Annotated in this window: 13 protein-coding genes and 1 riboswitch; of the genes, 6 read left to right on the top strand and 7 right to left on the bottom strand. The window is 32.8% G+C overall.

From position 1 onward, the window contains the following. Nucleotides 1-86: 86 nt before the first annotated feature. Complete coding sequence (locus B5D15_RS03035; RefSeq protein ID WP_078695626.1) at nt 87-674, bottom strand: transposase; 588 nt, start codon at nt 672-674, stop codon at nt 87-89. A gap of 500 nt (nt 675-1,174) precedes the next feature. Between B5D15_RS03035 and B5D15_RS03030 the strand changes: the two genes are divergently transcribed. Further along, nucleotides 1,175-2,041: a DegV family protein gene (locus B5D15_RS03030; protein WP_078695625.1), complete on the top strand. Its 867-nt coding sequence runs from the start codon at nt 1,175-1,177 to the stop codon at nt 2,039-2,041. Between the two features lie 18 nt (nt 2,042-2,059). Here B5D15_RS03030 and B5D15_RS03025 read toward each other — a convergent pair whose 3' ends face one another. The 4 genes from B5D15_RS03025 to B5D15_RS03010 all read right to left on the bottom strand — a co-directional run bounded on the left by B5D15_RS03025 (nt 2,060) and on the right by B5D15_RS03010 (nt 5,408). Continuing rightward, a complete protein-coding gene (locus B5D15_RS03025; RefSeq protein ID WP_078695624.1) occupies nt 2,060-2,503 on the bottom strand; it encodes a hydrogenase maturation protease in 444 nt (147 codons plus the stop codon). Next, the gene (locus B5D15_RS03020; protein ID WP_078695623.1) at nt 2,500-3,906 is read right to left on the bottom strand and encodes a nickel-dependent hydrogenase large subunit; all 1,407 of its coding nucleotides are present in this window, start codon (nt 3,904-3,906) and stop codon (nt 2,500-2,502) included. The genes B5D15_RS03025 and B5D15_RS03020 overlap by 4 nt, the downstream gene beginning before the upstream one ends. A 9-nt stretch (nt 3,907-3,915) precedes the next feature. Then, nucleotides 3,916-4,770 carry a hydrogenase small subunit gene (locus tag B5D15_RS03015; RefSeq protein WP_078695638.1) on the bottom strand — a complete coding sequence of 285 codons (855 nt, stop codon included), beginning with the start codon at nt 4,768-4,770 and terminating at the stop codon, nt 3,916-3,918. Between the two features lie 230 nt (nt 4,771-5,000). Then, complete coding sequence (locus tag B5D15_RS03010) at nt 5,001-5,408, bottom strand: cytochrome b5 domain-containing protein (protein ID WP_143287176.1); 408 nt, start codon at nt 5,406-5,408, stop codon at nt 5,001-5,003. A 159-nt stretch (nt 5,409-5,567) separates the two neighbouring features. Here B5D15_RS03010 and B5D15_RS03005 point away from each other — a divergent pair, with 159 nt between their 5' ends. Together B5D15_RS03005 and B5D15_RS03000 are read left to right on the top strand one after the other, a co-directional pair. Then, nucleotides 5,568-5,849 (top strand): hypothetical protein, encoded by a 282-nt coding sequence (locus B5D15_RS03005; RefSeq protein WP_078695621.1) that lies wholly within the window; start codon nt 5,568-5,570, stop codon nt 5,847-5,849. A 290-nt stretch (nt 5,850-6,139) separates the two neighbouring features. Then, complete coding sequence (locus B5D15_RS03000; protein ID WP_143287179.1) at nt 6,140-9,568, top strand: pyruvate carboxylase; 3,429 nt, start codon at nt 6,140-6,142, stop codon at nt 9,566-9,568. A 102-nt stretch (nt 9,569-9,670) separates the two neighbouring features. On the opposite strand, the gene B5D15_RS02995 is transcribed toward B5D15_RS03000, so the two are convergent. Both B5D15_RS02995 and B5D15_RS02990 read right to left on the bottom strand, forming a co-directional pair. Further along, nucleotides 9,671-11,056 carry an MFS transporter gene (locus B5D15_RS02995; RefSeq protein WP_078695619.1) on the bottom strand — a complete coding sequence of 462 codons (1,386 nt, stop codon included), beginning with the start codon at nt 11,054-11,056 and terminating at the stop codon, nt 9,671-9,673. A gap of 25 nt (nt 11,057-11,081) precedes the next feature. Beyond that, entirely contained in the window at nt 11,082-11,714 is a 633-nt protein-coding gene (locus tag B5D15_RS02990) for a TetR/AcrR family transcriptional regulator (RefSeq protein ID WP_078695618.1), read from the bottom strand. 194 nt (nt 11,715-11,908) lie between these two features. Then, nucleotides 11,909-11,990, top strand: a riboswitch (ZMP/ZTP riboswitch). 52 nt (nt 11,991-12,042) lie between these two features. Between B5D15_RS02990 and pflB the strand changes: the two genes are divergently transcribed. The 3 genes from pflB to B5D15_RS02975 all read left to right on the top strand — a co-directional run bounded on the left by pflB (nt 12,043) and on the right by B5D15_RS02975 (nt 16,082). Beyond that, the gene (gene pflB, locus B5D15_RS02985) at nt 12,043-14,271 is read left to right on the top strand and encodes a formate C-acetyltransferase (protein ID WP_078695617.1); all 2,229 of its coding nucleotides are present in this window, start codon (nt 12,043-12,045) and stop codon (nt 14,269-14,271) included. 8 nt (nt 14,272-14,279) lie between these two features. Beyond that, complete coding sequence (pflA, locus tag B5D15_RS02980) at nt 14,280-15,005, top strand: pyruvate formate-lyase-activating protein (protein WP_207651443.1); 726 nt, start codon at nt 14,280-14,282, stop codon at nt 15,003-15,005. 84 nt (nt 15,006-15,089) lie between these two features. Next, nucleotides 15,090-16,082 (top strand): asparaginase, encoded by a 993-nt coding sequence (locus B5D15_RS02975; protein ID WP_078695615.1) that lies wholly within the window; start codon nt 15,090-15,092, stop codon nt 16,080-16,082. Nucleotides 16,083-16,128: the final 46 nt, after the last annotated feature.

Here is a 16,128-nt window from a genome sequence, read left to right as displayed (position 1 = left end):
GTTTATTTTGAGGATGTTGGCAATGACTTTTTTCCATTTTTTTATTTGTATTTTATTTCTGCAACTCTTTGTATTTATATTTTACACTAAACAAATTCAACAATAGCTTTCATTTTTTTGTCGTTGCACTTTCCAACGAATTTTACATAAAGCTCCCTTGCTCTTTTAATATCACTGCTGAACTGACTTAAAACAAAGTAAGTATCAATAATTCCGTATGTATCTTTTTTAAGCCCAAGGTATATTCCAAGGCTGCTATAAGGGTAGTCTTCGATATTATCTTTGTAATTTTTTATATCGGATGGATTTTTATGTATATAGCCAGAGAGGGTAACAAGATAAGCATCATCATTAACTATTATACTTTTAAACCTATCGGCAAATACATGCCCCCTTCTATCGTACTTTTTGTTGTAATACTGGGCATAGCACTGGTTTATACTGTGCATGAATTTTGAGACATCAGCACCGTTTGCATCTATAAGAAAATGTGCATGAGTATCCATAAGGCAGTATGCGTATACTTTAAATAGGAAAATATCCTTATAGTGCCTTACAATGTCTAATAAAGTATCTTTATCTTCATCGCTTCTAAAAAGAAGAGTATCTCCAACGCTTCTAATCATTATGTGATATATACTATCTTCACTTTTGATTCTTGCAGTTCTGGGCATAAAATACCACCTCCGCTAATATTTAAGCTTTTATTTTTAGTATTGCCTAAGGTGGGAAGTTTATGCATAAATAGAAAAATAACAGAACAGTCCATGACTAAAAAATAGCCACAACGACGGAATGAAAAAGTTTGTCACTTGTCAACTGGGTGGCACTTTTTTTGCTGTATACCTCCTTTCTCCGGTATCTAACACTGCGTATTGTCATATATATCCAAATATGGGAATGCAACATTTTCACACTAACCGTCCCTTTTTACTATTTAAATACTTAATTATAGTACTTGTAGCATTGAGAGGTGCTTATCATAAAAAATAAAGAATTATAAAGAGTTATAACTATGATTTTTTAATAAAATAACTAATGAACTGTCCCTTAATCAAACTGTTCCATATTCATCTTAGATAAGAAAAATAAAAGAACTGTCCCTTATTACTTTATAGTTTACTAATATTAAAATTTGGTATAATATTAATAAAAAAAGATAGGAGAAGGTTGGATGGAAACTATTTTAATCACAGATTCATGTTCTGATTTGCCACTAAAATATGTTGAAGAAAATGGAATAATATCCCTTGGGCTCACCTGCCATTTCAAGGGTAAGGATTATATCGATGATTTTGGTAAGACTTTAAGCTATAAAGAATTTTATGAAGAGGTCAGAAAAGGAGAGATGCCTACAACATCTCAAGTTAATACTTACAGGTTCGAAGAAGTATTTAAAAAATTTACAGATGAAGGGAAAGCCATAATATATATTGGTTTTTCTTCAGCCTTAAGTGGTACCGTTGGAAGTGCCTTATCAGCAAGACAGCATATAATGGATCAAAATAAAAATGCAGATATTACTGTTATAGATAGCAAATGTGCTTCTTTAGGAGAAGGGCTTTTGGTTTATTATGCAAATGAGATGTTAAAAAAGGGTTACAAAAAGGATGAAGTTGTAAAATGGGTTGAGGATAATAAGCTTAAAATAAATCATTACTTTACTGTTGAGGATTTAGGGCATCTTCGAAGGGGAGGAAGGGTTTCAGGCTTTGCAGCTGCTCTTGGAACTATACTTGATATTAAGCCGGTGCTCCATGTGGATAGAGAGGGAAGGCTTATTCCAATAGGAAAGGTTAAGGGAAGGAAAAAATCTCTGAAGTTTTTATCAGATAGTTTAAAGGAAAGAATAATAAACCCTAAAGATCAGGTAATTACAATTAGCCATGGCGACTGCCTTGAGGATGCATTATATGTTAAAGAATTGATTTTAAACGATTTTGAGGTTAAAGACTTTATAATTAATAATGTTGGGCCCGTGGTAGGTTCCCATTCTGGTCCTGGAACTGTTGCACTGTTTTTTATAGGACAGGAAAGATAAACATAAAAGGCAGGTATGTTATATATCTGCCTTAAAATCTTTTATTACTTTTAATACATTATTGCATATATTATCAAGGTTTTTAGAAAGGGTGGAGCTTAGCCTATTAGTAAAATCAATATTTTCTGCTTCTATTCCTATAAAGATACCCTTTATGTTATATATTAAAAGATAGTGGATTAAGCTTAAACTATGTGGAAAAAAGAAATTTTTGCTTTGATTTAATGAATCTAACGGTAATAGCGTAATATTTCCTTTTTTAATATTAAAATGTGTTGAATCAAGGATTATAATAAAATCATCTTTATTTATAAAATCAAGGCAAAAGTCAAAGTCAGTTTCTCCAATAATAACTTCAATATTCATATCTTTGAGCTTTTCTTTTATTTTATCGGCAACTATTAGTGCAATACCATCATCCCCCATTAGTTTATTTCCTATTGCTATTAACTTAGTGCTCATAAAATATCGATTATAAAATCAATAGGTTTTTTATCTTTAACAGCTACATGGGTTGCACAGGATATACAAGGGTCAAAGGAGCGGACGATTCTTCCTATTTCAACAGGAGATGATAAGCTACTTATATATGTTCCAATAAGAGCGTTTTCAACGGGACCCCTTGTACCATTTTCACTTCTGCTTGAAAGATTCCAAGTGGAAGGGGTTATAATATCGTACTTTTCAATTTTTTTATCCTTTATTGAAATATAATGGGCAAGGCTCCCACGGGTTGTATCAGTAAGTCCGGCACCAATTGCAATATCTGGTATTTCGTATATATCTTGATTAGATGGGAGAATTTCTAACATATTAAGCATGTTTTCAACTATATCTATAATCTTATCAGCCTCAAGGGCTCTTGCAACGATTCTGTCCATTGCAGATATTCCTCTCTTGTATATTCCAGATAGATACATCCTTGAAAGAGGGCCTGTTTCCATAGGATAGCCCTTGTATCGTGGGGCTTTAACAAAACTGTAAGCATCTTTTTTGTTAAGATTAGTGTCTGGAGGACTTTCAAAGGGAACGCTGTTACTTTGAGTTTCATACCAAGAATAAAAAACATTTTCAGTTATATTGTTTTTTTCAAAGGAATATTTCATTCCATTTATTAAAACAGAGGGTTTAACGTAGAATATAGATTTATCATCAAAGTCAAAAAGGCCATAAGTCATAAGGTTTTTGCAGCCAATACCAATGTTAAAATAATCACTGTAATATTGGGATATTATATATACATCTTCAAGCATTTTTGTATTTACAAAGTCTTTAATTGATTTTAAAAGGGACTGCAGCTTTATTATTTTTGCAGAATCTATATTACAGGTAACTCCTCCAACAAAAATCCCGTGATTGTGAGGAGCTTTTCCACCAAGTACAGCTATCATCTCGTGGGCTGCTCTACTAAAGGTTAAGGATTCTATATAGTTTTTATTTATTCTATAGCTTAAATTATCAGGCAGCCTGTAGTCATTATTTGAATAACTGCTTCCTATAATATCAGGTCCTTTAACATAGTCGGGGATCACAAACTGATAAAAATGTCTTATGTGGTTTTGAATAAATTCGCATCCATGAATAATATTTCTTAAAAGATTGCTATTTAATGTTGGCGTAATTTTTAAGGCATCTTCAAGGCAAAGTGCTGATGCCATAGAATGAGCCGTTGAGCATATCCCGCATATTCTTTCAGTAAAATATATGGCATCGAGGGGAGAACGCCCAAGAAGCATTTTTTCAAATCCCCTATATAAAACCCCGCTGCTTTTAGCATCAACTATCTCATTGTTTTCAATTTTAACTTCTATTTCAAGAAAGCCGCTAATTCTTGTTATAGGATTTATATAAATTATATTACTCATAATGCCCTCCTAATATCTTACAAAAGGTTCCATTCCATCAGGAAAATTATCCTGAGCACATCCAATACAGGGAGTATTATCACCAATAGGATAGTTTACATACTGATTCCATTTTCTAATAGGACAATCTGCCTTTGTAACTGGCCCCCTACAGCCAAGCTTAAACATACATTCAGCATCCCCAAGCTTTTGTGCAAATATGCCCTTATTAAAAAATGAACGCCTCGTACAGCCATCATGTACAGTTAAAGAATAAAACATAAGAGGCCTGTTTTTCTCATCAAGAAGTGGCATTCCAAAGGATATAAGATGGGCAATTGTTCCTGTAACCCAGTCAGGATGGGCAGGACAGCCTGGAATTCTAATTACGGTTTTGTCATTAAGGTAATCAAAGGTACTAATAGATTCAGATGGGTTAGGAGATGCTGAAGATATTCCTCCAAAGGATGAGCAGGTTCCAACTGCTAATATATATTTAGCCTTGTCAGCCGCCATTCTTACAGCCTTTGCAGTTGTTATTATCTTTCCCTTATATCTTGCAAATACGCTATAAAGGCCACCATCTTTAAGGGATATAGCACCTTCAACAACAAGAATAAATTCCGTATTTAGTGCTTCTAAAAATTCTTCAAAGGCCCTCTCACCCTGATAAGGGGATAGACTGTTATCATATTTTAAATTAACCATTTCTTTCAACAGAAAATAAAGCCCTGGATTTTCTCCGTTAAGAAGAGATATTATATTGCCTGAACATCCTGTAGCTTCAAGCCATATTAAATTTAACTTAGGAACATTGTTTTGCTTAATATAATCAATAGATTGATTTATAAGTGTCATTGCTGTTTGAGATTTAGAATCAATCATGGGACAGTTCTCAAATTTATTCACAGATTATCCTCCTAAAACTTTTTAAATAAAAAGGGACAGTTCTTTATCATTCTATATATTCAGCCTTATCAGCCACCATTTTTACAGCCTTTGCAGTTGTAATTATTTCTCCCTTATATCTTCGAAATACGCTATAAAGACCACCATCTTTAAGGGATATTTAAAGAGGGACGGTTCTTTATTCTTATTTTTTATTTCTTCTTAAATCAAACTTTTAGTGTTCCTACTATTGGAAGATTTTTTAATTTAGATAAGTCTCTCTTATGGCACTTTTCAAACTGAGAAGTTAAATCACCACCTGCTGTAGCTCCAAAGTGGGTTCCTCCTCCCCAAACTGGAGAATTGCTGACATCATAAACTATTCCATATACTGCAATGTATGCAGGGTTTCCTAATGAGCCGTCATATTTTGAAAGTTCTTCAATTGTAAATTCCCTTTGTCGGTATTTAGTGTAATCTTCAAGCATATATAAAGTTTTGTTAATTTCAAATAAAATTTCATCTTCTATCTGCATTCTTTTAATTGGACATTGAGTAAAATTGAGCATATTTTTAAGATTAAATATATTTTTATAGCATTCTTTTAATTCAACTGATAATTCTTCTTTGTCCATAAAAAACCTCCATAGATTATTCGGTATATTATATGCTGGTAAAATTAAAAATAGCATTGATGATATGAAAGAATAAGTTTTAATGAGAAGAGAATTGGTAATTGATAAAAATAAATACTAATGTTAATATAAATATATATTCTTAAAGGTGGTGCAATTATGGACAAAGAAATTATAGAATTATTGAAATCTATTAATTATAAGCTTGATGAGCATATGCAAATTTTAAATGAACATACTCAAATTTTAAATGAACATACTCAAATTTTAAGAGCTTTAGAGCATTCCAGTGAGGTTCATAAGGCAGAAATAGATAATCTAAATATTACTGTTGCAAGGATTGAAGGAGAAGTTAAAGGAATAAGAGATGATTTAACTGCATTAGAGGTTATAACTTCAAAAAATTGGAATGATATTTCTAAATTAAAGGCAGTAAGATAATTATAAATTTTATATATAAATTAAAAGGTGGTATTATTACTGCCTTTTTTATTTTGCAGTAATTAAAAAACTGTATGTAAGTATTTATAATTTATTAAGGCTAATAATAAATTATAAATGATAAAAACATAAATTGTATATTTATTAAATTAATCCCATTATGATTTATTAAAATAATTTAATTGAAATAAACAAAAAGCTGATATATAATATTCTATAAATATAAATGTTATATAATAAATATGCATAAAAAGCATTAAATATATATTAATTAAGGAGTGGTGTGATTGATTAAAAAATTCAAGAGGGTTCTTGTTGCGAACAGAGGAGAAATCGCAATAAGAATATTCAGGGCTTGTCATGAGCTTGGTATAAGGACAGTTGCAATATACTCCAATGAAGATAAATGTGCTCTTTTTAGAACAAAGGCTGATGAATCCTATCTCATAGGACAAAATAAGGGACCAATTGAGGCCTACCTCAGCATAGATGAGATAATAAGTCTTGCAATAAAAAAAGGCGTTGATGCAATACATCCTGGCTATGGTTTTTTGTCTGAAAATCCTGAATTTGCACGAAAATGTGAAGAAGCGGGAATAGAATTTATAGGACCTACTGCTGATATGATGGATAAACTTGGGGATAAGATAAAGTGTAAATTAGTTGCAAAGTCTACAGGGGTTCCTATCATTCCAGGCGTTGAAAAGCCTATAACATCAGAGGAAAAAGCGATTGAATTTGCAAGACAGTGCGGATACCCTGTAATGTTAAAGGCTGCAGCTGGAGGCGGCGGCAGGGGTATGAGAATTGTAAAAAGTGAGGATGAACTTATAAGTTCCTTTAATAGCGCAAGAAGCGAAGCAAAAAAAGCCTTTGGTATTGATGATATATTCATTGAAAAATATCTTGAGGGTCCAAAACATATTGAAGTTCAAATTATAGGAGATAAATATGGAAACATAGTACATCTATATGAGAGGGATTGCTCGATACAAAGAAGACACCAAAAGCTTATAGAATATACTCCTGCTTTTTCTCTTCCTAAGGAAAAGAGAGATGAAATATGCTCTGATGCATTAAAAATTGCAAAAGCTGTTGGCTATAGAAGTGCTGGTACGTTAGAATTTCTTGTAGACAAATACGGAAATCACTACTTTATTGAAATGAACCCAAGAATACAGGTTGAGCATACAGTAACCGAGATGGTAACAGGTATTGACATAGTTCAAAGTCAGATTTTAATAGCTCAAGGATATGAATTAAATTCAAAGGAGATTGGAATAGTATCTCAGGATGATATAAAAGTTAACGGCTTTGCAATACAATGCAGAATTACAACAGAGGACCCTTCAAATAGTTTTGCACCAGATACAGGTAAAATAGATGTATATAGGACTGGCTCTGGATTTGGAATAAGGCTTGATGGAGGAAACGGATTTACAGGCTCAATAATAACCCCATATTATGACAGCCTTCTTGTAAAAATAATATCCCATTCAAGAACCTTTGAAGATGCAGTAAGAAAGGCAGTACGCTCAATTAAAGAGACGACTATAAGCGGTGTTAAAACTAATTCAGCCTTTTTAATAAATGTATTAACCCATGAAAAGTTCTTAAAGGGAGATTGTGATACTTCCTTTATTTCACAAAACCCACAGCTTCTTGATGTAAGGCCAAGAGAAGATAAGGAACTAAAGATATTAAAATTTATCGGGGATAAAGTTGTAAACGAAACTAAGGGAGTTAAAAAAGAATTTGATGTGCCTTCAGTTCCAAAAATCAAAAGAATAGAAAGCCTAAGAGGAACAAAGCAGATACTCGATGAAAAAGGTCCCATGGGAGTTGTTGAATGGATAAAATCTCAAGATAAGCTGCTTTTAACCGATACAACTATGAGGGATGCCCATCAGTCACTTATGGCTACAAGACTAAGGACAATAGATATGCTAAAAATAGCAAAGGTAACTTCAGTACTTGCAGGAGATCTTTTCTCTCTCGAGATGTGGGGCGGTGCTACTTTTGACGTTTCATACAGATTTTTAAAGGAGTCCCCTTGGGAGAGGCTCGAAAAGCTAAGAGCAAAGATTCCAAATATATTATTCCAAATGCTTATTAGAGGTTCAAATGCAGTAGGGTACAAAAACTATCCAGACAATGTTATTAGGGAATTTGTAAAGGAATCTGCAAACAGCGGAATAGATGTTTTTAGAATTTTTGATTCTTTAAATTGGCTTAAAGGCATGGAAGTAGCCTTAGATGAGGTTTTAAAAACAGGTAAAATAGCTGAAGTTTGTATGTGTTATACTGGAGATATATTAGATGAAAAAAGGGATAAATATACTCTCGATTATTATATAAAGATGGCAAAGGAAATAGAAAAGATGGGTGCCCATATACTTGGAATAAAGGATATGGCAGCACTTTTAAAGCCCCATGCAGCATATAAATTAATTAAAGCTCTTAAAGAAGAAATTTCAATACCAATACATCTTCACACACACGATACGAGCGGTAATGGAGTTGCAACAGTACTTCTGTCTGCAGAGGCGGGAGTTGATATTGCTGATTGTGCATTTAACAGCATGTCAGGCCTTACAAGCCAGCCTGCATTAAACTCAATAGTTGCAGCTTTAAAAAATACAAAGAGGGATACAGGAATAAATCTTGATGATATACAAGTTATATGTGACTACTATAATGATGTAAGACCTGTGTATATGCAGTTTGAATCTGGGCTTAAATCCTCAGCGGCAGAAATATATAAATATGAAATACCAGGGGGGCAGTATTCTAATTTAAAACCTCAGGTTGAAAGCTTTGGCCTTGGACACAAATTCCATGAAATAAAGGAAATGTACAAAAAAGTTAATGATTTGCTTGGAGATATTGTTAAGGTTACCCCATCATCAAAGGTCGTGGGAGATCTTGCAATTTTTATGGTAAAAAATGATTTAACTCCTGAAAATATATGTGAGAAGGCAAAGGATATGGCCTTTCCAGATTCAGTTGTTGACTATTTTAAAGGTATGATGGGTCAGCCGCAGTGGGGATTTCCAAAGGAGCTTCAAGATATTGTTTTAAAAGGTGAAAAGCCAATAACATGCAGACCTGGTGAGCTTTTAGAGCCGGAGGATTTTGATAAAATAAAAAATCATTTAAAGGAAAATTTAAAAATAGAGCCTACAATGAAGGATGCTCTAAGCTATGCTCTATATCCTAAAGTCTTTGAGGAGTATTTAAGATATGTAAGAGAATTTGGTGATTTGAGCAGAATTGGAAGCGATATATTCTTCCATGGGCTTTATGAAGGAGAAACCTGTGAAGTTGAAATAGCAGAGGGTAAGGTTTTGATTATAAAGCTGCTTGAGATTGGGAAACTTGATAGTGAAGGATTAAGAACAGTCGCCTTTGAAGTAAATGGAAACAGAAGAGAGATAAAGATTAAGGATAAGGCAATAAGCGCTAAAAGTGAGATTAAAACTGTAGAGATGGCAGATCCTGAAAATAAATTTGAAATAGGAGCAAGTATACCTGGAACAGTTTTAAAACTGCTAATAAAAGAAGGAGAAGATGTTAAAAAGAACCAGACAATTATGGTTATTGAAGCTATGAAGATGGAGATAAACATTACAGCTCCCTTTGATGCAAAAATCGAAAGTATAAAGGTAAAGGAAGGACAGCAGGTTAAAGCAGGTGAGTTATTATTAGTATTAAAATAGGTACGGCATGCCGTACCTATTTTAATATTTAAAGTCTTTATAGATGTTGTTATATATTTTCATGATTTTTAATAAATGAGAATTTTATAGTAGTGCCTATGATTATAAATAAGTAACCGTCCCCTTTTCATCTTGTGGGGCATCGCTAATGCCCTCAAGTATTTTCTTTTCGTTATATCCAAGTAAAAGTAAAAGTCCTAAGAAGCAGAATATGGCTGCGGCTACAGCTGTAAGTCTAATACCAAGAACATTGCTTCCATTTTTCTTTAAAAGAAGAAGTGCGCTTAAAAAGAGCATAGAGAGCATCTGGCCTACTTTTGACATAAAGGTTCTTGTACCAAAGAATATAGCCTCTCTCCTGTTTCCGGTCTTTCTTGCGTCATATTCGGCAATATCTGCAATAACTGCATTTGGAAGTATACCAAATATTGCCATAGGTATTGATGCAATAATTACTAACAGATAAGCCTGAAGAGTTTTTGAAATAGGAATAAGTCCAAGGAAGAATCCAAACACATATACTGCAATAAAGAAGAAGAATGCAATAATTAAAAGCTTTTTCTTTCCAAACTTCTTTGCAAGAAAGTTTACAGGAACATAGAATATAAAGGAGCCGACTCCAAGAAGTATAAGAAGGAAACTGAGCATAGATTCGGGCTTATCAAGAAGTATAGTTATATAATATAAAAGTGCATTTTGGAACATTGTAATTGCGAGCCAGTAAACTAAATCAGAGAAAACAAATATTTTAAACTCTTTATTTCTAAAAGTTGCTTTAATAGATTCAATCATATTTATTTCAGAAGGAGTTGATTCACAGTATCTTTTTTCGTCTATTGTAAATACAGGTATTAAAAGAAATATAAGACCAATTACTGCAAATATTGAAAAGGCAATTAGCATTGCAGTTTCTTTTTTATATCCCATGTTTACAAATACGTTCCAAAGAACAGGAGCCTGTGAGGATGCAGCAAAGCCTAAAAACCATGTTACAGATATTGCTGTTGAAAGGTTAAGCCTCTCATCAGGAGTGTGCCCAAGTTCAGACATAAGAGCAAAATAGGGTGTTACATACATTGTCATAAATAGATAGAATAAAAGAAGTGTTACAGTTAAAAATAAAGCATTAAGGGAACTTATTCCCTTTATAGGAGTCCAAAATACCAAAACTGTAAAAAGAGCAAAAGGAATAGCAGAATACTGCATAAAGGAAATTCTTCTTCCTCTTTTTGATTTACATCTGTCGCTTAATGTTGCAATCCATGGATCGGTTATTGCATCGAAAAATCTTCCAAGCATAGTTATGAGCCCTATAATGGATAAAAATCCAAAATAAGCAACCTGCGGGACAACAGGGCTTATGCCTGATTTTTCAGTTGGTATGTAGTAAAACACAAGATAAGTCCCTATTATTCCAGAAAGCAGCGACCAGCCGAATTGCCCGAGAGCATAGGCTATTTGCTTTGATAAAGGTAATTTTTCTTTCATAGTAATTTCCCCCTGTTAATTGAAATTATTTATTTGATATATAATTCAAAGACATTTTAATAAGCAGTTCAATCTGAGCATTAGCACAGATTATATTATCGCTTTCTAATATATCCCCCCTTAATATAAGCTTTTGGCAAAGACTCATAAGAGAATGAGTTACAGTAATATAAAATTCACTGCTGTTTAAATCTTTTCTTATTAAGCCTTCATTTTTTCCTTGCTCAATTGAAACAAGTATTAAATCCTTTAAATTGAGTATATTTTCTTCATAGTTTTTGAGAAGATTAGAAGATACATGTTCTGTTTTTATATAATTATCAAATTGCTCAAGAAAAGAAAAAAATTGCGGCTCATGATTATATATTTCTAAAAATGAATAGAGAAGGCTTTTAATTTTTTCAAGACCATTTAAATTTTTGAATTCATCCCTATTATACATTTCATAATATTTATTAATTTCCTTTTGCCAAAATAAAGTTGCAGCGCAGATTAATATATTAGTTTTGTTTTCAAAGTATCTATAGACGGACGCAACTCCAACTCCTGATTTTTCAGCTATATCGGTTATTTTCGTTTCATTGATTCCCTTTTGTAAGAAAAGTTCAAGAGCTGAACTTATAATTAGTTCTTTTTTTGCTTCCTTTGATAAATTCATTTTGCCCTCCGTGAATATATGTAATAATTAGAATTTTTTAGTGATAGTTTAACTATCATATTTATTATATCATGTGATTTAAATATTTAAAATATTAAAAATATTAAAATCTATATGTAATGTTATACGGATTGGAAAAATCAAGCTGTTGACAAAGTATATGTTTTTTCGTAGAATAATGCCATAATTATTAAAAATTATCACACGACTGGCGGAAGTGGAGTTTACCACAGGGAGTGTGATTTTTACATAATGCCGACCGCCTGGGCAAAACCAGGGGGTCTTATGTTTTTTTGACCTCTTGGTAATAAAAAAGGAGGTATTTTTTATGTTTGAAAAGGAATGGAGAAATTTTAAAGAGGGATTGTGGCAAAAAGAAATAAATGTCAGGGATTTTATTCAAAAGAATTTAACTCCCTATTTTGGAGACGAAAGTTTTCTTGAAGGAGCATCAGTAAAGACTATAAAGCTTTGGGAAAAATGCAAGACTCTTTTAAATGAAGAATTGCAAAGGGGAGGAGTTTTAGATATAGATACTGAAAGGGTAAGTGGAATTACTTCTTACAAAGCTGGATATATAGATAAAGAACTTGAGATTATTTTTGGACTTCAAACCGATGCGCCTTTAAAAAGGTCTGTTAACCCCTATGGTGGAATAAGGATGGCAAAGCAGGCAGCAGAATCTTACGGCTATAAATTAAGTACCGAAATAGAAGAGGTATTTACAAAGTATAGAAAAACCCACAATCAAGGGGTATTTGATGCTTATACTGATGATATAAAAAAAGCAAGAAAAAATGGTATTATAACAGGACTTCCAGATGCCTACGGCAGAGGAAGAATAATTGGGGATTATAGAAGGGTAGCCCTTTATGGAGTAGATTTTTTAATTGAAAAGAAAAGGGAAGATTATAATAAAATAAATATAATCGATGAAGAAACTATAAAGCTTAGAGAAGAGATAACTGAGCAGATAAGAGCACTTGAGGAACTTAAAGTTATGGCAAAGGATTATGGGTTTGACATATCAAAACCTGCTAAAAATGCAATAGAAGCTGTTCAGTGGCTGTATTTTGCCTATCTATCTGCAATAAAAGAGCAGAATGGTGCTGCAATGTCCCTTGGGAGAACAAGCACTTTCCTTGATATATATATTGAAAGGGACTTAAAAGAGGGAACTATAGATGAAAAAACTGCTCAGGAGATTATAGATCAGTTTATAATAAAACTTCGGCTTGCAAGGGAGCTTAGAACACCTGAATATAACGAGCTTTTTGCAGGAGATCCTTTATGGATTACAGAAGCTGTTGGAGGAACTTGTGAAGATAAAAGACCTCTTGTTACAAAAAACAGCTTTAGATATCTTCAGTCTCTGATAAATCTTGGACCAGCCCCTGAGCCTAACCTTACTGTTTTATGGTCTAAGGAGCTTCCAGAAAACTTTAAAAGGTTCTGCAGCAAAATCTCAATTAAAACGAGTTCAATTCAATTTGAAAACGATGATTTAATGAGGATTTATCATGGAGATGACTATGGAATTGCCTGCTGCGTTTCAGCTATGACTCTTGGAAAACAGATGCAGTTTTTCGGAGCAAGATGCAACATAGTAAAAACCCTTCTTCTATCTTTAAACGAGGGAAGGGATGAAATGAGCGGAACTTTAATAGTACCTGATATAGAGCCAATAAACGATGATATTCTCGATTATGAAAAGGTTATGAAAAATTTTAATAAGGTACTCGATTGGGTTACAAAGGTTTATGTTGATGCTATGAATATAATTCATTATATGCATGATAAATATGCCTATGAAAGAATAATGATGGCACTTCACGACACATATGTTGAGAGGCTTATGGCCTTTGGAATTGCCGGACTTTCTGTTGCAGCAGACTCATTAAGTGCAATAAAATATGCAAAGGTAAGGCCAATAAGGGATGAAAGAGGAATAACCTGTGATTTTAAAATAGAAGGGGAGTTTCCCTGCTACGGTAATGATGATGATTCAGTTGATGGTATTGCAGATGAAATAACAAAACTTTTTTATGATAAAATAAAAAGGTTTAAACTTTATAGAAACGCATATCCAACCCTTTCAATACTAACTATAACTTCAAATGTTGTTTATGGTAAAAAGACAGGGGCAACACCTGATGGAAGAGCTGCAAAAATACCCTTTGCACCTGGTGCAAATCCTATGGCGGGACGAGATAAAAATGGAGTTTTAGCATTTTTAAATTCAGTTTCAAAAATATCCTATGATACCTGCAGGGATGGAATTTCATGCACTTTAAATTTAGTGCCAGAAGGATTAGGAAAAGAATATAACGATAAGATAAATAATTTAAAGGCTGTTTTAGATGGATATTTTTATAATAAAGGACATCATCTAAATGTGAATGTAATATCGAGGGAAACATTAATAGATGCTATGAAAAATCCATTAAAGTATCCCCAGCTTACAATAAGGGTTTCAGGATATGCAGTTAATTTTAATAGGTTAACTGAAGAACAGAAAAAAGAAGTTATAGGAAGAACATTTCATAATAATATGTAGGTGATATTATGAGAGCTTGTATACACTCAATTGAAACCTTTGGAACATTAGACGGTCCAGGAATTAGAAATGTAATTTTTTTTCAGGGGTGCCCTTTAAGATGTCTTTACTGCCATAACGCAGATACGAGAACTATAAAGGAACCTAATTATGATATAAATGAGCTTATGAAATTTATATTAAAATATAAGCCGTATTTTGATGCTTCAGGGGGAGGAATAACTGTCAGCGGAGGAGAGCCTACTCTTCAATATGAATTTATATGTGAACTTTTTAAAAGATGCCAAAAAGAAGGAATTAATACTGCCCTTGATACCTGCGGATATGTTGATATAGATGTTGCAAAAAAGATAATTCCCTATACAAATATTGTGCTTTTAGATATTAAACATATAGATGATGATATGTGCATTAAACTTACAGGCAAAACCAATAAAAAATCAATAAAACTTTTAGAATACCTGAATAAAGAAAAAGTTCCTGTAATTTTAAGGCAGGTAATAATTGAGGGATGGACAGATTCAATTGACTATATAAAAAAATTAGGATGCTTCGCTAAAAATTATAGCTGCATAGAGAAAGTCGAACTTCTTCCCTATCATAAGATGGGGGAGGAGAAGTGGACAGATATTGGAATAAGCCCTCCTCTTAAAGACATTCCTCCTTATCCAAAAAGCAAAGCTAAGGAATATGCTTCTCTTTTAAACAGGGATTTTGGACTAAAGGCTGTATAATTTTTTAATAAGTAGTTAAAATTAAAATTTATTTGTTGTATCATATAATTAGATAATTTTCTGTCTTATAGGGGGAATAATTCAATGAAGAAAATACTTATGATTGCAACGGGAGGGACAATAGCTTCAGCTAAAGGAAAAGAAGGATTAACACCTTCAGTAGCAGCAAGCACGCTTTTAGACTATGTAAGCGAAGTTAAAAGTTATTGCAGCATTGAGACCTTTCAGATTTTAAACATAGACAGTACAAATATGAAGCCTGAATATTGGGTCAAAATAGCAGAATACATTATTAAAAATTATTATAATTATGATGGATTTGTTATAACCCACGGAACGGATACTATGGCATATACATCAGCTGCATTATCTTACATGCTTCAAAATCTTAATAAGCCTGTTGTTATAACAGGAGCACAAAAACCTATATCTGAAAAGGATACTGATGGAGTTAAAAATTTAATAGATGCGATAAGATTTTCCTGCGAAGATGTAGGAGGAGTGTTTGTAGTATTTGATGGGAAGGTTATTTTAGGAACGAGGGCTACAAAATTAAGGACAAGGAGCTATAATGCCTTTGAGAGCATCAATTATCCATATATAGCCTTTATTAAAGATGGCGATGTTGTATATAACAAAGGCGATGTTATAAAAAAATCCGAAAAACCTAATTTTAATACTTCTATATCTTCTAAAGTATTTTTACTAAAGCTTATTCCAGGCATTGAACCTGATATTCTCGACTTTATAAAGGATAGATATGAGGGACTTATAATAGAAAGCTATGGAAGCGGGGGAATTCCTTTTGAAGATGATAAAAACCTTCTACCAAAGATAAAGGAACTTGTTGATAAAGGAATAGCAGTTGTGGTTACAACGCAGGTTATACTTGAAGGAAGCGATCTTAGCCTTTATGAAGTAGGCCAAAAGGCACTTAAAACCCCTGTAATTCCTGCCTTTGATATGACAAGAGAAGCAGCAGTTGTAAAACTTATGTGGGCATTAGGCCAGTCAAAAGAATTGAATAAAGTTAAGGAAATATTTTTAACTCCTGTAAAGGATGATTTTATATATTGATATTTAAAGCCCATAAACTATTTTGATTAGTCTATGGGCTTTTATA

It is taken from the genome of Caloramator quimbayensis, assembly GCF_900167605.1.
GTDB classification, from domain to species: Bacteria; Bacillota; Clostridia; order Clostridiales; family Caloramatoraceae; genus Caloramator_B; species Caloramator_B quimbayensis.
Note: the sequence above shows the minus strand (reverse complement) of the source record. Positions and strands in the feature narration are given on the sequence as shown.